The sequence below is a fragment of the Nocardia asteroides genome, assembly GCF_021183625.1.
GTDB classification, from domain to species: Bacteria; Actinomycetota; Actinomycetes; order Mycobacteriales; family Mycobacteriaceae; genus Nocardia; species Nocardia asteroides_A.
Genome location: NZ_CP089214.1, coordinates 2,432,395 through 2,447,838, shown reverse-complemented (window position 1 = coordinate 2,447,838; position 15,444 = coordinate 2,432,395). Strand labels below are relative to the sequence as shown.

General features: G+C 67.1%; 18 protein-coding genes. 9 read left to right on the top strand and 9 right to left on the bottom strand.

The window, feature by feature from the left end; translation table 11 throughout:
- Window positions 1–48: 48 nt before the first annotated feature.
- On the bottom strand, window positions 49–1,233 hold the full coding sequence (locus LTT61_RS11860; RefSeq protein ID WP_233019990.1) for a tyrosine-type recombinase/integrase: 1,185 nt from the start codon (window positions 1,231–1,233) through the stop codon (window positions 49–51).
- A 363-nt stretch (window positions 1,234–1,596) separates the two neighbouring features.
- Here LTT61_RS11860 and LTT61_RS32935 point away from each other — a divergent pair, with 363 nt between their 5' ends.
- From LTT61_RS32935 to LTT61_RS11835, 6 genes are all read left to right on the top strand, one after another.
- Window positions 1,597–1,818, top strand: coding sequence for a helix-turn-helix domain-containing protein (locus LTT61_RS32935; RefSeq protein WP_420094772.1), 222 nt, complete (start codon window positions 1,597–1,599; stop codon window positions 1,816–1,818).
- A gap of 34 nt (window positions 1,819–1,852) precedes the next feature.
- On the top strand, window positions 1,853–2,359 hold the full coding sequence (locus tag LTT61_RS11855) for an HNH endonuclease (protein WP_233019989.1): 507 nt from the start codon (window positions 1,853–1,855) through the stop codon (window positions 2,357–2,359).
- The gene (locus LTT61_RS11850) at window positions 2,316–3,842 is read left to right on the top strand and encodes a bifunctional DNA primase/polymerase (RefSeq protein WP_332909247.1); all 1,527 of its coding nucleotides are present in this window, start codon (window positions 2,316–2,318) and stop codon (window positions 3,840–3,842) included. Before LTT61_RS11855 ends, LTT61_RS11850 begins: the two co-directional genes overlap by 44 nt.
- A complete protein-coding gene (locus LTT61_RS11845) occupies window positions 3,839–5,086 on the top strand; it encodes an AAA family ATPase (protein ID WP_233019987.1) in 1,248 nt (415 codons plus the stop codon). Before LTT61_RS11850 ends, LTT61_RS11845 begins: the two co-directional genes overlap by 4 nt.
- Window positions 5,087–6,544: 1,458 nt before the next feature.
- Window positions 6,545–7,003 carry a hypothetical protein gene (locus LTT61_RS11840; RefSeq protein ID WP_233019986.1) on the top strand — a complete coding sequence of 153 codons (459 nt, stop codon included), beginning with the start codon at window positions 6,545–6,547 and terminating at the stop codon, window positions 7,001–7,003.
- 4 nt (window positions 7,004–7,007) lie between these two features.
- Window positions 7,008–7,838, top strand: a complete 831-nt coding sequence (locus LTT61_RS11835; protein WP_233019985.1) for a hypothetical protein — start codon at window positions 7,008–7,010, stop codon at window positions 7,836–7,838.
- A 66-nt stretch (window positions 7,839–7,904) separates the two neighbouring features.
- On the opposite strand, the gene LTT61_RS11830 is transcribed toward LTT61_RS11835, so the two are convergent.
- On the bottom strand, window positions 7,905–8,258 hold the full coding sequence (locus tag LTT61_RS11830; RefSeq protein WP_233019984.1) for a hypothetical protein: 354 nt from the start codon (window positions 8,256–8,258) through the stop codon (window positions 7,905–7,907).
- 255 nt (window positions 8,259–8,513) lie between these two features.
- On the opposite strand from LTT61_RS11830, the gene LTT61_RS11825 reads away from it, so the two are divergent.
- The 3 genes from LTT61_RS11825 to LTT61_RS11815 are packed head-to-tail and all read left to right on the top strand — an operon-like array spanning window position 8,514 to window position 10,175.
- Window positions 8,514–8,843: a hypothetical protein gene (locus tag LTT61_RS11825; RefSeq protein WP_233019983.1), complete on the top strand. Its 330-nt coding sequence runs from the start codon at window positions 8,514–8,516 to the stop codon at window positions 8,841–8,843.
- A complete protein-coding gene (locus LTT61_RS11820; protein WP_233019982.1) occupies window positions 8,821–9,336 on the top strand; it encodes a DUF6879 family protein in 516 nt (171 codons plus the stop codon). The genes LTT61_RS11825 and LTT61_RS11820 overlap by 23 nt, the downstream gene beginning before the upstream one ends.
- Entirely contained in the window at window positions 9,333–10,175 is an 843-nt protein-coding gene (locus tag LTT61_RS11815; RefSeq protein ID WP_233019981.1) for a helix-turn-helix domain-containing protein, read from the top strand. Before LTT61_RS11820 ends, LTT61_RS11815 begins: the two co-directional genes overlap by 4 nt.
- A 61-nt stretch (window positions 10,176–10,236) precedes the next feature.
- Here LTT61_RS11815 and LTT61_RS11810 read toward each other — a convergent pair whose 3' ends face one another.
- The 7 genes from LTT61_RS11810 to LTT61_RS11780 all read right to left on the bottom strand — a co-directional run bounded on the left by LTT61_RS11810 (window position 10,237) and on the right by LTT61_RS11780 (window position 14,962).
- The gene (locus LTT61_RS11810) at window positions 10,237–10,458 is read right to left on the bottom strand and encodes a hypothetical protein (RefSeq protein ID WP_233019980.1); all 222 of its coding nucleotides are present in this window, start codon (window positions 10,456–10,458) and stop codon (window positions 10,237–10,239) included.
- Window positions 10,459–10,509: 51 nt separating this feature from the next.
- Window positions 10,510–10,788, bottom strand: a complete 279-nt coding sequence (locus LTT61_RS11805; protein ID WP_233019979.1) for a hypothetical protein — start codon at window positions 10,786–10,788, stop codon at window positions 10,510–10,512.
- A 409-nt stretch (window positions 10,789–11,197) separates the two neighbouring features.
- The gene (locus LTT61_RS11800; RefSeq protein ID WP_233019978.1) at window positions 11,198–11,809 is read right to left on the bottom strand and encodes a hypothetical protein; all 612 of its coding nucleotides are present in this window, start codon (window positions 11,807–11,809) and stop codon (window positions 11,198–11,200) included.
- 95 nt (window positions 11,810–11,904) lie between these two features.
- The gene (locus LTT61_RS11795) at window positions 11,905–12,288 is read right to left on the bottom strand and encodes a MarR family winged helix-turn-helix transcriptional regulator (RefSeq protein WP_233019977.1); all 384 of its coding nucleotides are present in this window, start codon (window positions 12,286–12,288) and stop codon (window positions 11,905–11,907) included.
- Between the two features lie 496 nt (window positions 12,289–12,784).
- Window positions 12,785–13,399, bottom strand: coding sequence for a hypothetical protein (locus tag LTT61_RS11790; protein WP_233019976.1), 615 nt, complete (start codon window positions 13,397–13,399; stop codon window positions 12,785–12,787).
- Between the two features lie 323 nt (window positions 13,400–13,722).
- Window positions 13,723–14,004 carry a hypothetical protein gene (locus LTT61_RS11785; RefSeq protein WP_233019975.1) on the bottom strand — a complete coding sequence of 94 codons (282 nt, stop codon included), beginning with the start codon at window positions 14,002–14,004 and terminating at the stop codon, window positions 13,723–13,725.
- A gap of 151 nt (window positions 14,005–14,155) precedes the next feature.
- Window positions 14,156–14,962 carry a hypothetical protein gene (locus LTT61_RS11780; protein ID WP_233019974.1) on the bottom strand — a complete coding sequence of 269 codons (807 nt, stop codon included), beginning with the start codon at window positions 14,960–14,962 and terminating at the stop codon, window positions 14,156–14,158.
- Between the last annotated feature and the right edge of the window lie 482 nt (window positions 14,963–15,444).

Genomic DNA, 15,444 nt, shown 5'->3' with positions numbered 1-15,444 from the left:
TGCTAACGGGCGGGAGAACTCTCGATTCTCGACCGCCCTGGTAGGTCGTCAGACGGCTTTGTCGGTGCCGAACATCGCCGAGGCGGCAGCGGTCAGACCTTCGTCGTAGACCCGGTTGTAGACCGTGGTGGTCATCCGCACGTCGTGCCCGTGCCAGGCGGCGACGGTGGAGGCCGGGATGCCCGCGTGCAGCATCACCGACACCGACGTGTGCCGCAGATTCCGCAGGGTGATTCGGGGAAGCTCGGCCGCAAACCGGATGCGATGGAACTTGCCGGTGAACGTCCGAGGCAACACCGGCTCCCCGTCGGCAGCAGCGCACATGTGCGCATCCTCGCTCCACGGCTTGCCCGCAGCCAACCGCTCCCGCTTCTGCTTGGTCTTCAGCTCCCGCAGGGCGGCAGCGACGTCGACAGGCAGCGGGAGAGTGCGGCGCGAGCGCTCTGTCTTGGGCTCGTCCACTACGTGCTCGGAGCCGTCGACCTCCACGTGGCTCTGCTCGACGGAGAGCGTGCCGCGCGTCAGGTCGATGTCGGACCAGCGCAGCCCGCACACCTCGGAACGGCGCAGACCGTAGGTAGCCAGCAAGAACGCCGCGTACAGCCGGTCATCGGTCGCCTTCGCTGCGAAGGTGTGCACCTGCTCCTTGGTCCACACATCGGCGGCGGTCACCTTGCCGGGCCGCTGCCGGGGAGCCTGCACGTACTCGGCCGGGTCGCGCGGTACGAGCCCCTGCCGGGCGGAGTACTCGGTCACCTGCTGGAGCAGCACCAGCGCCAGGCGGACCGTTGCCGGAGCCAGCGGCTTGCCCTTCATCGAACCGGCTTCCAGCATCGTGGAGACCCACTCGTCCACGTGCGCCTGCCGGAGCGCCTGCACCTTCATCGCACCGAGATCGCGCGTGACGTACTTCAGCGAATCCCGGTAGTTGCGCAGCGTGTTCGCCCGGATGTCGCGGCGGGAGGCCAGCCACTCGGCGGCGACCTGCGCGACGGTGAGATCGGTCCGCCCGACGAACCTTCCGGCGGCGACCTCAGCCGAAATCCGGCGGTACTCGCGGCGCGCTTCGGTCTTGGTGGCGTAGGTGAACCGCTGCCGGATGCGGGAGCCGTCCGGCTTGGTCCCGATGTCGAGCTGGAACGTGTAGGTCACGGTGCCGTTCCGGGCCGTGCGGGTGTCGATCGGCTCCGCGCGCCGGGATTTCGGTGTGCGGGCAGCGCCGGGGGTGGTCATCGGGTGTCTCCTGGGTGATCCGGTGGGTAATGGGTCCGGGGCAGACAACGCCCCGCATGGGTAATGGGTGGGTTGCGTCGGAAGAAATCCACCGACCCCCACAGATTAACACCGACTCCACCCACTCCAACGCCATTCCGGAGCGCCGACGAATTCTGAGAAGAAATTGTGAAAAGGCGAGACACATGTCGCCTCGCGATCGGCAAAACCCCAGCTCGGCGGGGCTGCCTTCCAGCGCAATTAGCAATTAGTAGCCTCTGCTCAGTCCATTTGCTAGCGCAGGTCCAACCGGGTGATTCGCCGCCAGATCGGCGCGCATGTACGTTTGGGTCGCGACAAACGCAACACTGCTTTGGAGGAAACATGCGACGGACTCTGACCTTGACGGTGACTCGTCCGGTCGAATTCATTAGCACCGGCGAGTTCGCTCGCCTAGCTGGTGTCAGTACGACCACGGTTCGACGGTGGATCGCCGACGGGCGTGGTCCGCGCCCGGTGAAGTTCGGGCACCATTGGCGGTTCCCGGCGGACGAGGTCGCCGAATTTATGCAACGCGGCCGTGAAACCGCTGCGGATACGCACTAGGTCGAACTGATTACGGGATAGACGGGGCAGTCCAATGGGGCTTTCTTTTCGCTGCTACTTCGATTTCGTCGCCACCTGGCCGGAGGCCGACCGGCTGGCACTCTCGGCCGCGCTGGCAGCGCGCTCGGTGCCCAGCACCAGGCCGAATGCACTCGTGGGAACGCCGTGCTTCGAGTGGACCGGTAGCCGCGATGACAGCGGATACGGAGTGATCCTTGTGCGGGGCGAGCGTTTCCGCGCGCACCGGATGGCGCTCGTTGTTGCCGGAGTGCGAGACAATCCGGAACTGGTGACGCACCACCACTGCCGAAACCGGGCATGTGTCCGACAGGATCACCTCGAGCTGGTCACGAACCGTTTGAACGTGCTGCTCGGAACGGGGCCGTCGGCGGTGAACGCCGACAAACTCGAGTGCAATCGCGGCCATCTCTTCGGTGGCACGAATCTGTACCGGCACCCGGCCGGATTCCGTCGATGCCGTGCCTGCCACCGATTCCATGCGCGCCGGTACCGCGCGCTCGCTGCCGCTGGCGCGGCGTAATCCTCCGGGGAACGAGATCGGCCCCTCGGGGCCGATTCCGAGGGGCCGAATCAGTGCATCGAAAGGGGCAGAACCAATGCGGCACCAGCCTACCGGCAATCCAGCCGAGGCAGCGGGCGGGAACGACGTGCAGCGGGCGGCACGGGAGTATTTCGAGCGGGGGTACTGGCCGATTCCTCTCGTCGGAGAAAGCGGCGATGGCTCTCGGTCTCCGAAAAGTCCAGCCATTGCCGGTTACCACGGCTACCGGCGGCCCGATGACGCCGAAGTGCTTGCGATGATCGAGACGATCCGCCTCGGCTCCGCGCTCGGTATCTCGCTGCCGGTCGGAGTGGTCGGCATCGACGTGGATACCTACGGCGAGAAGCAGGGCGGGACGACCCTGTGCGCGCTCGAGGCCGAGCTGGGGCCGCTGCCGCCGACGTGGCACTCCACCCGACGGGGACCGCAGCCACCGACCGGCACGGCGCGCTCGGCGATCTACCTGTTCCAGCTGCCGCCGGAGGCGTTCGCCAGCTCGGACTACCCGAAATTGCGCTCCACCTTGGGCGACAACATCGAGGTGGTGCAGTACCACGAGCGTGTGATTGCCTGCGCGCCGACGGTGCTGGAGGGCATGGCGTACCGCTGGTACGGCTTGGACGGCGCACCGGCCGAACTGCCCCCGGACGTCGGCGACCTGCCGGTTCTGCCGGTCGCCTGGTGGGACCGTCTGTGCAAGCCGGACACGGCGATGCGCTACGGGGAGATCATCGAAGCTGCGGAAAAGATGCCGCCGCCGGAGAAGCGTCGCCGCGCACGAGTCGTACCGCGTGCGCGTCTCGACCGCTCGACCGCGTACGAGCGGATGAGCGTGGGCGAGGCCGAGAGCTGGGCACGCACCACCCTGCCGGGCTGGGATGACGATCCCAACGAGTTCATGCATAACCGGATCGAGCAGGTAGTGGACCAGCTCCGCCGCAGCGGCAGCCGCCACGACGATGCCCGCTCGGCCATGTGGAACCTGCTGTGCCTGGCCGCTGGCGGCGAGGCCAAACCGGACGGGGGGGTGACGCCGGGCAACGCGGGAGGCGCGCAGGCGCTGTGGGCAGTCGCCGAAGAACTGATCCGCATCCGCAACGCCGAGCGGAACCGCACCGGGGCAGGTGAAGCCGAACGAATGCTGACCTGGGCAATCGCGGGATTGCGTGCCCAGATCGAGGACGGATCGCGGCAGCCGAGCGGCGGGCTGTACGGCCCCGAACTGGATGAGGACGAGCTGGCCGATATCGCTGAATGGCTGGAACGGCTGCACGAGGGCAGCGACACCGATGAGCCCGATCTTGAGGCGATCGTTCGGGAGGAAATCCCGGCCAGCGAGATGCCGGACTTCGACGCATTCGTTCGAGAAGCGGTCCCTGACTTGCTCTTCACCCACACCCCCGCTCCAGCCGAGTTGTTGACTTCGGCGGGCACCGACACGAATGAGGAGACCCAACGGTGAGCGAGCAGCCGACCGACACCGAGACGGCCGCTGTCTCGGTATTGCCACATTCGACAGCGGAGCAGGAGGCGGAGAAGGCCGAGCTGGAGACGCTTTACAGGGTGGAGCGGAGCAAGGCGCGCGTCACGGAGTTGGCGAAGCTGGACGGCCGAGAGCTGGCCCACGGCGACTATGCCGCCGCCAGCCGTGCGAGGGCGCGAAGCGGTACGGCTTCCGGTCTTCCCGCGACCGGTGGGGGACTGCCTGTCGAGTTCGTGAATGGTGCCGACTTCATCCTCCGCGCGCCGAGCATCCCCCCGGCGTGGTGGGGTGATGGCGCGGTAGTGCTCGCTGCGCGGGGAGAAGCCACGATGCTCTGCGGCACTTCAGGTCTCGGCAAAACAACTCTGGAAGGCCAGTTGGTGCACGCGTCGCTCGGGCTGGCCGGGGCAGTGCTGGGTCAACCGGTGGTCGAGTGCCGCCGGGTGCTCGTTCTAGCGATGGACCGGCCCCAGCAGATCGCCCGCGCCTTCGGGCGGATCTTCACGGCGGCGGATGAGTCGGTGTTGAGTGAACGCCTCGTGCTGCGCCCCGGCCCGCCCGCCGTGGATATTGCGAAGAACCCGGACGAACTGCTCGCGATCTGCGAGGCAGCGGGGTTGCAGGCGGGCGACCGGTTGTTCGTGGACTCCCTCAAGGACGCGGCGGTCGGCCTCTCGGAGGATGTTGTTGGGTCGGGCTACAACCGTGCTCGGCAGATGGTGCTGAACGCTGGGATCGACGTGTTCGAGCTGCACCACATGGTCAAACGCGCAGGTGACGGGTCCGGTCCACCGAAGACGCTCGCCGATGTGTATGGCTCCACCTGGTTGACGAGCGGGGCCGGTTCGGTGTTCGTGCTGACTGGAGATGCGGGGGACACCTTCGTCACCATGACGCACTTGAAGACGCCGATGGAACCGTTCGGGCCGCTGACGATCGTCCACGACCACAGGACCGGCGTCACCTCGGCGGACCCCAAGACCGATGTGTTGGAGTTGGTCGCGGCGGCTGGCAGCGACGGGATCACCGCAAAGGCGTGCGCTGCCGCGATGTTCGGCAAGACGGAGCCCGACAGGAATGAGATCGACCGAGCGCGCCGCAAGCTTGCCGGACTGACGAAGAAGGGACTGACTGTCGAGCACAAGGGCAGTCCCGGAGGCGGCTCGGCGCGCACCGAGACGGTGTGGACGGCGGCGGTGCTGGCGTTGCCGACGGCGGTGTGAGGGGCATGCGCGCGAGACCGAAAGCAAGTGCGCGAGCAAGTGCGGGCCATTTTCGGGCTGTTCCGTGCGGGCAAGTGCGCGTCTCGCGTATCCGCAGGTCAAGCAAGTGCGGAGGCAAGTGCGGTCATGTTTGGCCTCATGTTCGGTTTTCCCCACCCCTTAAGGGTGGGAAACCGCACTTGCTCGAGCGAGTGGTGTTCGCGGGTGAGGGGAGTCGGCCGTCTCGCCCGCCGACTTCGCGGATGTTCGAGGAGCAAGTTGCAGCGGGTGTTGAGGGTCGAACCAACGATCTCGAAAGGGCCGGGACGTCCGGCCGGAAGCGGTCTGAAAGGGGGCCGATGTGACCCCCGATGTGGAAGCGCCGGTGCCGTTCGACGGTGCCTCCGGACAACAGGCCGTGCGCGCTGTGCGGGACCTTCTCACCGACGGCCGGGTGCACCGGCACGGTGAAGTGTGCGCCGTCGCCAGGAGTACGGGACTGTCCCGGGACGCCGCTGTGGACCTACTGCGCGCCGGGGCGGAATGCCGACCGCCGCTGTGGCGGAGGTTCCGGAAGAGCAGCGGCCAGAAGCGCTCTGGCGTCCTGTATGTCGCGACGGTGCGGCAGAACCCCGCCGGGGACGGGAACGGCCCGCAGAACGGCGCACGGGCCCCGAAAACGGGGCAGGGTCCGGTGGGCGGGTTGCTTCAGCCGATCGAGCATCCGCCGGTGGTGCTCCGGGGGCTTGCTCCCAGAGACGCGCCTGAGCGGGCGGGTAGGCAGCGCCGCAGTGCAGGGCACATCAGGCAAACATGGCGCAACCTCGATGGTATGCGGTTAAGGCATGGGCAGCGGGTGCGGGATGCACAGCTTCGGGAACATGGAGAACTTGGGGATGCGCCTGGGGGGTGAGTAGTTGCGCTACTCGGAGACATGAGGGCTCAGTGTGCAACTTGGAACCGAATAGCACTGGCACAGAATGCAATTCGAACATCTGCCGGAGATTGCCATCGAAGTTGTGCGAGTGCGGCACGCTAAGCGCAGGGTGCGACGGCTGTTCGAGCGCTTCCGCAGTGCCGGGATGCGAAGCGCACATGTCGAGGGTGAGGGGTCGAAGTGGTTCGGACCGCGCTTCGGTGGCTCTGATCAGGAGATACGTCGTGGTTCGCGCGTGCGCACCTGCGCGCGTCGGTGGCCTTCCGGGGCTCCTGCCGAGAGGGTGGCGGAGGATTTTTCGTGGCGTCACGAAGAGTGCCGGGGGCTGGAGTCCGGGGCTCACCTGCTTTCGGTCGAAGCTCGCCGATTCGTTCGCGATCCGTTCCGGCATACGGCGATCACATCTCAGGTCTGGGAAACAGCGTTGCGCTACTGGGGGACAGGAGGTCCGGACGTAAGTGGTTGCGCAAGAACGAGACACAGCGCTCCGCAGCATGCCATGCGCCCTCGCGCGCGACGCGCGAGAAGGTTAGCCTGGCTAAATGACCGAGGGTCGGCAGCCGGAGCGAGCGAGCGGTGGAAGCCGCGCGCCCGCCGTTTGCGCGCCTCCGCTGCCGCTGGATCACCCCCTGGTCGCGCTGGTGGTGCTGGCGTCCTCGAAACGCGGCCTGTCCGGCCCGCAGTGGCAGTTGTTCCAGTGGCCGCAGCTCGTGCCGTTCGCGCCCGTGTTCAAGCGTCTGCGCGCCGATGTCGACCTGCTGCACGCGACCCCGTCCCTCGGTTCCAGACACGCTGTTCAGCAGCGCACAGCCGCCGCGCTCGCAGAACTCGCCGAGGTGGTGGCGGAGCACTTCCCCGGCCGAGACGCAGAGCTGCGCCGGTTCATCGGTGACCGGATCGCAGATGGTCCGCTGGTGTCGCGCGCGACCGATGACAAGCGCATGAACAAGCTGATCCGGCAGGAACAGAACCGGATCGACCACCGAAATCGGAGGACGTGAGCACATGACCGGCTACCCGCGCGGATGGGCTACCGCCGCCGATACCCTCGCCGAACTGGACCGCTTGATCACCGAGTCCGGAGTGGAGCCGAGCAAGCGGGTCGCCGCTGCGCGCGCCGAGATCGCTGCCGTTGCCGACGACGAACGCGAACTGCTGGCCGAGGTCGACAAGCTCACCGACCCCGATCCGGACGCGGTGCTCCACGCTGCCGCCGACGGGTTCGTGAACCGCAAGATCACCGCCGCCGAGGCGCTCGAGCAGCTCGCGTCGAGCGCGCGCAACACCGCCAAGGATCGGCGGCATCTGCGGAACTCGGCGATCTTCCGGACCTCCCGCAGTGCTGCGCTGATCTTGCGTCGTCTCGGTGACGGCATCCTCGAAGACATCGCCGCCCCCTGGGTGCAACGGCTGGTCGGCGAGCTGAAGCCGGACGCCGCTGTCGTGGCGCAGATCGGGCGCGCGGGTGTCTACTCCGCGTGGACCTGGGCCAAAGAGAACTTTTTCTCCATCGGGGATACGCACAAGCTCGCCATGTGGGAAAAGCTTGGCAGTGTTGCAGTCGAACAGCACCTCGCCGTCCTCCGAGCAGAGGCGAAGGTCGAAGAGCTGCTTGCGGTGTGGGAGCGGGTGGACGAGCTGCGGCAGCGCGGGTTCGTGCCGATCGTCACCGACCCGAACGTCCCCGCGTCGCGCTACCGGTGGCAGGCACCTCACCTGCTGCCGAGCGTGGAAAGCGCGCACTCCGAACCGGGGTGGACCTGCGGTGCGGTGGTCAACGGTGCCGGGCCGGTGGTTCACACCGCTGCCCAGGCAGCTGCGTTCGCGTCGGTCTGAAGGGACGGCGAACGCCGAGATTAGAGTGATCGGCTGCGGCCGGGAAGCTCTGAGCGCCTGTCCCCCTCAGTAGCCCCGGCGCGGGTCCAGCACCACCCGGCCGGACTGCACCAGCACCCGCAACGCGGCGTCCTTGCGCGGGCACTCGTCGGCCTCGCAGGCTCGGTGCCGCTGCACTGCCTGGTGCGCTTCCGTGATGGACAGCCGCCGGTCTGGTGCTTCGTGCGGCCAACCGGCGGGCCAGTACTGGCTCTGCATGTCCTCGTCCAGCCCCTCCGCGTGCAGGCTCTCGGTGATCGCGGCGGCGCGCTGATCCGGTGGCAGGTGGTTCGGCCAGCACAGAGAAACGAGCAACGGCACCGCTCCGACCACGGCGACGATTGCGGTTCCGATCAGCAACGCTGTCCCGAGTTCACCCATGCCGTGCCCCCTTGTTTGTTCTGTTGGTGGGCACCCGCCGCCGAGGACGTCCCGATTCGGATCGGTGCGCGGCCGGATACGGAGCGGTGCGCGGATGAGGTTCGCGCGGTGTCGACCCGGCGGCGGGGCCGAAATGGACGCTATGCGCACTCTGTTGGGCTCCAACAGGAAATTGCGCAATATTGCGCCGAACTGCCTCACGCGGCGCGCGAGCAGCCCCGATGATGGACGGACACACACCAAGGGGAGAAGCGCATGAGACTGGAATGGCTGGGCGGCGACAGCACCGACGGGCAGAGTCCGACCCTGTACCGCAGCGACCGGGATACCTACGTCGTGCAGGGCTGGAGCACTGAGCGACCGGACACGATCGAGATTCCGCACCGCCTGATCCGGCATCTGCAACCCGGAACTTGTCTGGGTGCGTTGCTGCATGACACCGGTCACGGCACGTTCACCGTGACCGGGGAGACCGTCACCGATGCCGAGGCACTGGCACAGATTCGGCTGCCCGGCCACGAGTCGGCGGTGGAGGTCTCGATCGGAATGGAGAGGCGGCGGGATGCGGCACCTGGGATTCGATGAGCTGGCCGCGCACTTCCGCACGTACGACCGTGCGTTCCACCTCGAGGTCAGAGACGACTACAGCGGCGTAGCCGGAGAAGCCGACCGAGTGCGCCGGTTCCTCGCCGGGGAAGAGCAAGACCCAGCGGCGAGCGCGCGGTGGCACGAACTGATGCGAGAGGTCACCGGCGCGGGCTGCGCAGTGCAACGGGTCCGGGTGACCTCCGAGCCGCATGGGGATTACACGCGGTTCTCCGTGGGGACCACCGCTGCCAACATCGACGTTGGCGAGGACATCCGGTGGCTGCCGAGGTCCAGCGCGCCCGTCGACCTTCCCGACGATGACTGGTGGCTGTTCGGCGACGAGGTGGCCGCGTTCACCGTGTTCGCCGACGACGGCTCCGCGCTGCCCGGCTGGGCTGCCACCACCGATCCGGTGATCACCGGTTACTACGCGCGGCGGCGCGACGACCTTTGGGCGAAAGCCGTTCCGCACGCTGACTACCGGACGTGACGAACGTCGGTGAGGCCCGTCGAGACCTGGGGGCGCGGTTGCGTGGCCTCCGGGTCTCGGCGCGGCTCCGTGGATATCAGCTCGCTGGACATGCCGGATGGCATCCCGCGAAGGTCTCTCGGATCGAGAACGGCGCGCAGGCGGTATCCGAGGACGACGTGGACGCGTGGTGTCGGATCACCGGTGCCGAGGACGAGCTGCCTGACCTGCTTGCCACCGTCCGCAACATCTCCGCCGCCTGGACGGAATGGCGGCGCATCGTCGGCCACGGCTATGCATCTCACCAGCGCCGCATCGGGACGATGGAAGACCACGTCGAACTGCTGCGCGGATTCGACCCGCAGGTCTTCCACGGCCTGTTGCAGACCCCCGACTACGCCCGCGCGCTGCTCGTGGCGGGCATGGAATTTCTCGGTACCGAACGCGACCTGGACGCGGCAGTGGCGGCGCGAGTGGAGCGGCAACGGGTGCTCCGAGAAGGTCGGCACCGGTTCTGTCTGCTGATCGGCGAGCCAGCACTCGGGACCACCGTCGGCGGGGATGAGGTGATGGCCGAGCAGCTACGACACGTCCTGACCCTCATGGAGCTTCCCCGCCTGGTCTTCGGCATCGTGCCGGGGCGCGCCCTGTACTTCCGCCGTCTCACCGACTTCGTTCTCTACGGTCCCCGCAAGGTGCTGGTCGAGACCATCACCGCCGAGTCCGCGATCACGCAGCCGCGAGAGATCGCGCTCTACGAGAAGGTGTTCGCCCGGCTCGCCGATCAAGCTGTTTACGGCGACGATGCCCGCACGCTGATCAGGGCGGAGCTGGAAGCGCGGCAGGGTGGTGCAAGCTGACCGGTGCGCGGTCTTGCTCGCCGGTATGGCGCATCGGCATGGTGCTGCGGCAGCCATCGGACTACTCGCCCCATGAGCCGACGGCGTCGCTCGGCGTCGGGTGGAGATGAGCAAGGCGAACGTCGTGAGGGTGTCCCTGACGTTCGCCTTGCCCTTGTTGCTGTTCTTCTTGTCCGAGTACTTGACCGTCCCGAGGTTTGTGGGAGAAGTACGCGATGACGGCCCGCGACGCCGACGCGGCGATGTCCTTGACGACCTTCGTCAGGAACACCGTCTTTGGCATCGGGAGCTTGTCATCGTTCAGGAGGATGAGCGATCGAGCCCGAGCCCAAGGTCAGGCGGCATTCCTCCGGAAGTACGGCACGACCTTGTCGATCAGGTCGTAGTCTGGGTACTTCCACCGCTGCGAGCCGACGTTGATCCACGTCGATTCGCCTGCTCGGCGCGCAGCGACGGTCCCGCTGAGCTCGTAGTACGTCTCCTGGCCTTTCCATCCGAGCGTCTTCCCCTTGACCCGCATGAGGACTTCGATCCCGTCGTGGGACTGGAACACCCGGTCCCCGGTCTCCACTGCTCCGACCGGGACCTTCTGCAATCCATAGCTGTTTGTCATGGCTGAAGTGGACCACGAGAGACCGACAGTCGGTGCCGCGCCGAGTTCTCGGCTCCTGTTCTCCGAGCTGTGCCTGAACGCCGTTATTCATGCTGGTCAGGGGGCATTATGGCTGTGCCGACAGTGTGCCTAGCAGGCTTCGTGAACGGGCGAGGGGCGGTGCACCGCCGAGAGTGCACCGCCCTGACCACGCGGTTCTATATCCGAGCTACCCGCCCGATGGCTCTTGCGACACTGGCAGTGTGGGGGTCAGGGGTTCGAGTCCCCTTAGCTCCACCCATTTTCCGCAGGTCAGGCCCGGTCTCCGACCGGGCCTGATTTCTTTTCCGGCTGTGTCGGTGACGAGGAGCGCGGGGGAACACACGTCGTCATGCTGACAGACGGTTCTGTGGGCTCATGCCCGCATTTCTCAGCGCGGATGCCGCACTGCACTGGTCGGTGACGGGGTGGTGGGTGCGGTGGTCGAACTCGCCGGGATCGAGGTCGTGGTGGTGCGCGGAGCCTTTGTCGTTGTGGTGATCGTGGAGGTGGTCGGCAGCGGGGTCGACGTGACGATGATCGTTGACGGAGTGGTCGTGGGTGTCGCCGAGAGCTGGACGCTGAATGTCGCCTCGACCGAGAAACTCGCCGTGGCGGAGAAACCGGCGCCTACCGATGGGTTCGTCGAGTCTCCAGGCGGGGGATCCGGCGGCACATTCGCGGTGGTTTCGGGGGCGGTGGAATCCGCCGGCGGCTGGGTGGTTTCGGTGGCCGTGCCGGAGCCGATGACATCGCCAGGTACGGATACCTCCGTGGCAGAGCCCGCTGGACTCGAGGCTGACACAGAGGTCCGCGCTCGGATGGTGGTGCGCTCGAAAGCCAGGGCGGTGAGTCGGCCGGGATTGTCGGCTCGCACCGGCGGGCTCGGCTCGGGCCCGGCCAGGAAAGTTATTCCGATCGCCGTAACGATTACCGCGATCACCACACCCGGCACCTGTCGCCGGAAACGATCGGCCGGACTGTCTTTGTCGCCGGTCTGCATTGCACTACCGCTTTCTCGCTCGCGAATTGCCGAACGGCACTGTGCTGACAGCGCGATCACCCGTCGAGTAACTGTCGACCGCGGCGAAGAGGAATTCAGGGCCTCGCGTAGGGGTCCACGTCTCGCAACCGTTGCCGGTGAATTTTCTGCAGCTCGCCCGCGCGGGTGAGGAAATCGGCGATGGTGTCGAGTTCCGCGGGGTCGTACGAGTCGAGCAGCATCTTGTAACTCTCGACGATCATCGGAACGACGAGTTCCTGAACGCGATGCGCCGCGAGGTCGGTCGCCAGCACGATCACGCGGCGGCGGTCGGTCGGGTGCAGGGTGCGGGCGATGTAGCCCTGCTTCTCCAGTCGGTTCAGCATGATGGTCACGCCGGCGGCGGTGAGGCCGAGGCGTTCGGCCAGCAGCCCCGGTGTCGTATCCTTCTCGTTCTCCAGCAGGACGATCTCCAGGGCCCGCCGGTCGGTCTCGTTCACGCCGAGCACCCGGATGAATTCCCGGATCAGGTCCTCGGCGGTGCCGTGGTAGAACTCGAGGGCCCGCTTGAGTTCGGCCGAGATCCGGGCGGGCTGGGTCGTTCTCGGGCACCGGGGCTTGGAATCGCGAGTGCCGGTTGCCGCTTTCCCCGCGTGCGGCAGGGATCGCCGCCGGGCGTTCGGCGCAGGCATGGTGACTCCTGTCGATCGTTCGTCGGCAGGGCGGAGAGCGGCTGCCGAACATCACGAAAGCGGGCACCGCGCCGACCGTGGAAGCGGTCGTGGCGGTGCCGGACATGCACTGTACGACACAGTGACCGATACGATGCCGAATTCGGCCGAAGTGGACATTGCCCATCAAACATTAAGCGGGACAACCGTTGTCGGGCCGATAGCTGGGCCGGGACCGAGACCGGGCTGCTCGGCAGCCCGGTCCGGGCGCGTGCACCGCGGGCCTGCGGCATCGGTCACCGTTCCGTGCCGCACGCCCCCGGAATCAGGTCACCGACGTGGTGGTGAGGGTCGGCGACGGGTTCGGGTAACACGAGGTCGCGACATTGCCGACGAAGGCGACGTTGGTCGTCATCGTCATGCCGGGGCTGGTGTAGCTGGTGCCCGCGTACTTGCTGGTGATCGAGGTCCCGGGGCTGCCCGCGGTGACGTTGACGGTCACCGCGGGCGGGGTGAAGCTGGTGCCGCCCGCGATCGGCCCCGGCACGGTCAGCACCACGTTCCCGCCCGAGGTGGCGACGCTGCCCGCCACGGTGCCGCCGGAGGCGGTCGCGGAGACCAGGGTCGAGTTCGCCGGCGTCGGGATGGTCATCTTCAGGTTGCTGATGTTGTTCACGGTGAACCCGGAGGCCGAGCTCGGCACCGACGAGGCGCCCGGCGTGATGGTGATGGCCACCGCGGAACCCGACGCCGCCGAACCCGGCGCGGTGCCGGTGACCGACGTGGTCATGGTCGAGGTCTGGCCGATGCCGAAGACCGTGCCACGGCAACTCCAGTTGACACTGACGGGGGCGGCGCTCGCCGGTGCCGCGAGGCAGAAGACGGAGGCGACGGCGATCGGGGCGATAACGCAGGCGCGGAGCAGGGAGGTCGGTCTCATGGCAATCTCCAGGAATTTCGAGCAATGGTACGACGGGGTGTCGAACCCCGTGAATCGGGTGTTTGAAATATAGCCCGTTCTCTTCTTGCTGTGAATCGGAATCGCCAATTAAAGCATGACAGGAATGTTTTTATCCGCTGTTGAATATCCATTCTTCATAGTTAATTCCCGGCAAGATCATCGCATTTCTGTGGGTGGTACGACCGCATTTCATCGCAATCTCGAACGGTCCCCGACGGCGGTAGGGCTGCGCGGACTCCGTGCTGGGCGGACCGGCTGACGAAGCACCACAGCTGGATGAGCGGGTGCGCGTTGCTCCTCGATTACAGCGCGACGCAGGCGGAGCCGAGGTTGATCCCGGTGCCGACGTAGTCGGTCGGGCCCTGGCCCTCCTCGAAGAAGTAGACCGGCGCGGAGTCGTCGACGGTTGCGGTGACGGTGTAGGAGCAGCCGGTGCCGTAGTCGTGCGCGCCGAGGGTGCGCCCGGGCGCGACGGTGATGCCGGTGACGGTGGCCGAAGCGGCCGGTGCGGCGAGCGTGGCGACGCTCGCCGCGGCGCCGAGCGCCACGGCGACCTCGGCGAGCACGGTGGTCGGCTTCTTCATGGTGAAATCCTCACTGTCGCAACGGATCGAGTTCCGCAGCCTTTTGCGAACACTCATGTTCACTGTCGGACGGTGTGGTCGAGGCGTTACGCGGGCACAGAAAACGCGCCGCCACCCGGAAGCCGGATGGCGGCGCGCAGGGAAGGGAGGCTCAGCTCTGGACGACCTCCGGAGCGGGCCCGAGCGCCTGCGGCGGCGCGGCCAGCCCCTGCACCACTCCGACCCCGGCGCCGAGCCCCGCGCCGATGGCGGCGAGCGGCGCCACCATGAGCCCGGCGCCGTAGGCGGCGCCGAGCGGAACGGCCGCCAGACCGATCGGCATGAACGGCACCCCGACCAGCGCACCGATCGTGCCGCCCGCCGCCGCCCCGATCACACCGAACGGCGCGGCGAAGGCGGCGCCCGCCGCCGCACCGGCCGCAGCGGAGCCGATGGTCTGGCTCGCGACCCGATCCGAGCGGGTGCGCTCCATGCCCACGGAGTCGAAGTAGGTGGCCAGCCCGGCCTCCTGTGCGGCGGCGGCGTCGTTGATCTGGATGGCCTGCTCGCGCGGCAGCCAGTCCGGCGACTCCACCTGGACGTCGCCGAAGCGCAGCACGCCGGCCGGCGGGGTGATCGGCGGGACGGGCTTGGCGGGCGCTGGGCCGTGCAGGTTCTCGACGGGGGAGAGGTAGCCGTAGGCGGGCATCGAGCGCGCGCCCTGCAGCGAACTCAGTACCTCGTCCGGGTAGCGGACGCCGTAGTAGGGGTTGACGTTCGGCACCTCGGCGGCCGCGGGCGCCTGCTCGTCGGCGATCGGTGCCACCTCGACCGGGCCGACCGCTGCCCGCGGCTCGGGCGAGGCGTGCGCCGTCCCGGTTGCCACCAGCGACAGCGCCACCGGAACCGCCCCCGCCGCCACCGCGTAGCCCATCCGCCTCCGAGCCGGGGCGAGTGCCCTGTGCTTGCCGGTGCCCATCGATCACCTTTCGTTCGAACAGTGTCTGTCGATTCACCTTCGGAGCCGCCCGGCCGCACGGATGGGTTCGGGGGTAACCCGGGCAACCGGTCGGTTTATAAGTGACCGGGGAAACAGAAAACAATTGTTCGGTTCGGTGCGGAAAGCGATGGGAACGGGCTTCCATAATTGACGAGTCATGCGTCGGCACGGCCGGAGCGGCTACTGTCTGATACAGCGAAACTCACTGTCGGGCAACGGGATCCGTAGCAAGTATTTAACACTGTGGTAAAAGATCATCGCTACCGGACGGAATCCTTCGGTCATGATTATTTTGCGCACTGTTAACCCTCTCGGAGACCGCAATTGTTCGCCATCTCGCGAATCGAGACTTCTTCGTGATACTGCTACTGTGTGCCGATCGCCGGGATCGGTGTGGCAGGCCGTGCGCGATCAAAGACGTTCGGCAGCAGGGGTATTGCGCGGCTCGCCGGGCACCCCGA

Excerpts from the sequence above, each read along its gene's own strand:
- LTT61_RS11810 (WP_233019980.1), bottom strand. The coding sequence starts at position 10,458 with ATGCCAAAGACGGTGTTCCTGACGAAGGTCGTCAAGGACATCGCCGCG.
- LTT61_RS11850 (WP_332909247.1), top strand. The coding sequence starts at position 2,316 with ATGCGCGCCGGTACCGCGCGCTCGCTGCCGCTGGCGCGGCGTAATCCT.
- LTT61_RS11780 (WP_233019974.1), bottom strand. The coding sequence starts at position 14,962 with ATGGGCACCGGCAAGCACAGGGCACTCGCCCCGGCTCGGAGGCGGATG.
- LTT61_RS11790 (WP_233019976.1), bottom strand. The coding sequence starts at position 13,399 with ATGAGACCGACCTCCCTGCTCCGCGCCTGCGTTATCGCCCCGATCGCC.
- LTT61_RS11785 (WP_233019975.1), bottom strand. The coding sequence starts at position 14,004 with ATGAAGAAGCCGACCACCGTGCTCGCCGAGGTCGCCGTGGCGCTCGGC.
- LTT61_RS11855 (WP_233019989.1), top strand. The coding sequence starts at position 1,853 with ATGGGGCTTTCTTTTCGCTGCTACTTCGATTTCGTCGCCACCTGGCCG.
- LTT61_RS11830 (WP_233019984.1), bottom strand. The coding sequence starts at position 8,258 with ATGGGTGAACTCGGGACAGCGTTGCTGATCGGAACCGCAATCGTCGCC.
- LTT61_RS11840 (WP_233019986.1), top strand. The coding sequence starts at position 6,545 with ATGACCGAGGGTCGGCAGCCGGAGCGAGCGAGCGGTGGAAGCCGCGCG.
- LTT61_RS11800 (WP_233019978.1), bottom strand. The coding sequence starts at position 11,809 with ATGCAGACCGGCGACAAAGACAGTCCGGCCGATCGTTTCCGGCGACAG.
- LTT61_RS32935 (WP_420094772.1), top strand. The coding sequence starts at position 1,597 with ATGCGACGGACTCTGACCTTGACGGTGACTCGTCCGGTCGAATTCATT.
- LTT61_RS11805 (WP_233019979.1), bottom strand. The coding sequence starts at position 10,788 with ATGACAAACAGCTATGGATTGCAGAAGGTCCCGGTCGGAGCAGTGGAG.
- LTT61_RS11835 (WP_233019985.1), top strand. The coding sequence starts at position 7,008 with ATGACCGGCTACCCGCGCGGATGGGCTACCGCCGCCGATACCCTCGCC.
- LTT61_RS11860 (WP_233019990.1), bottom strand. The coding sequence starts at position 1,233 with ATGACCACCCCCGGCGCTGCCCGCACACCGAAATCCCGGCGCGCGGAG.
- LTT61_RS11825 (WP_233019983.1), top strand. The coding sequence starts at position 8,514 with ATGAGACTGGAATGGCTGGGCGGCGACAGCACCGACGGGCAGAGTCCG.
- LTT61_RS11820 (WP_233019982.1), top strand. The coding sequence starts at position 8,821 with ATGCGGCACCTGGGATTCGATGAGCTGGCCGCGCACTTCCGCACGTAC.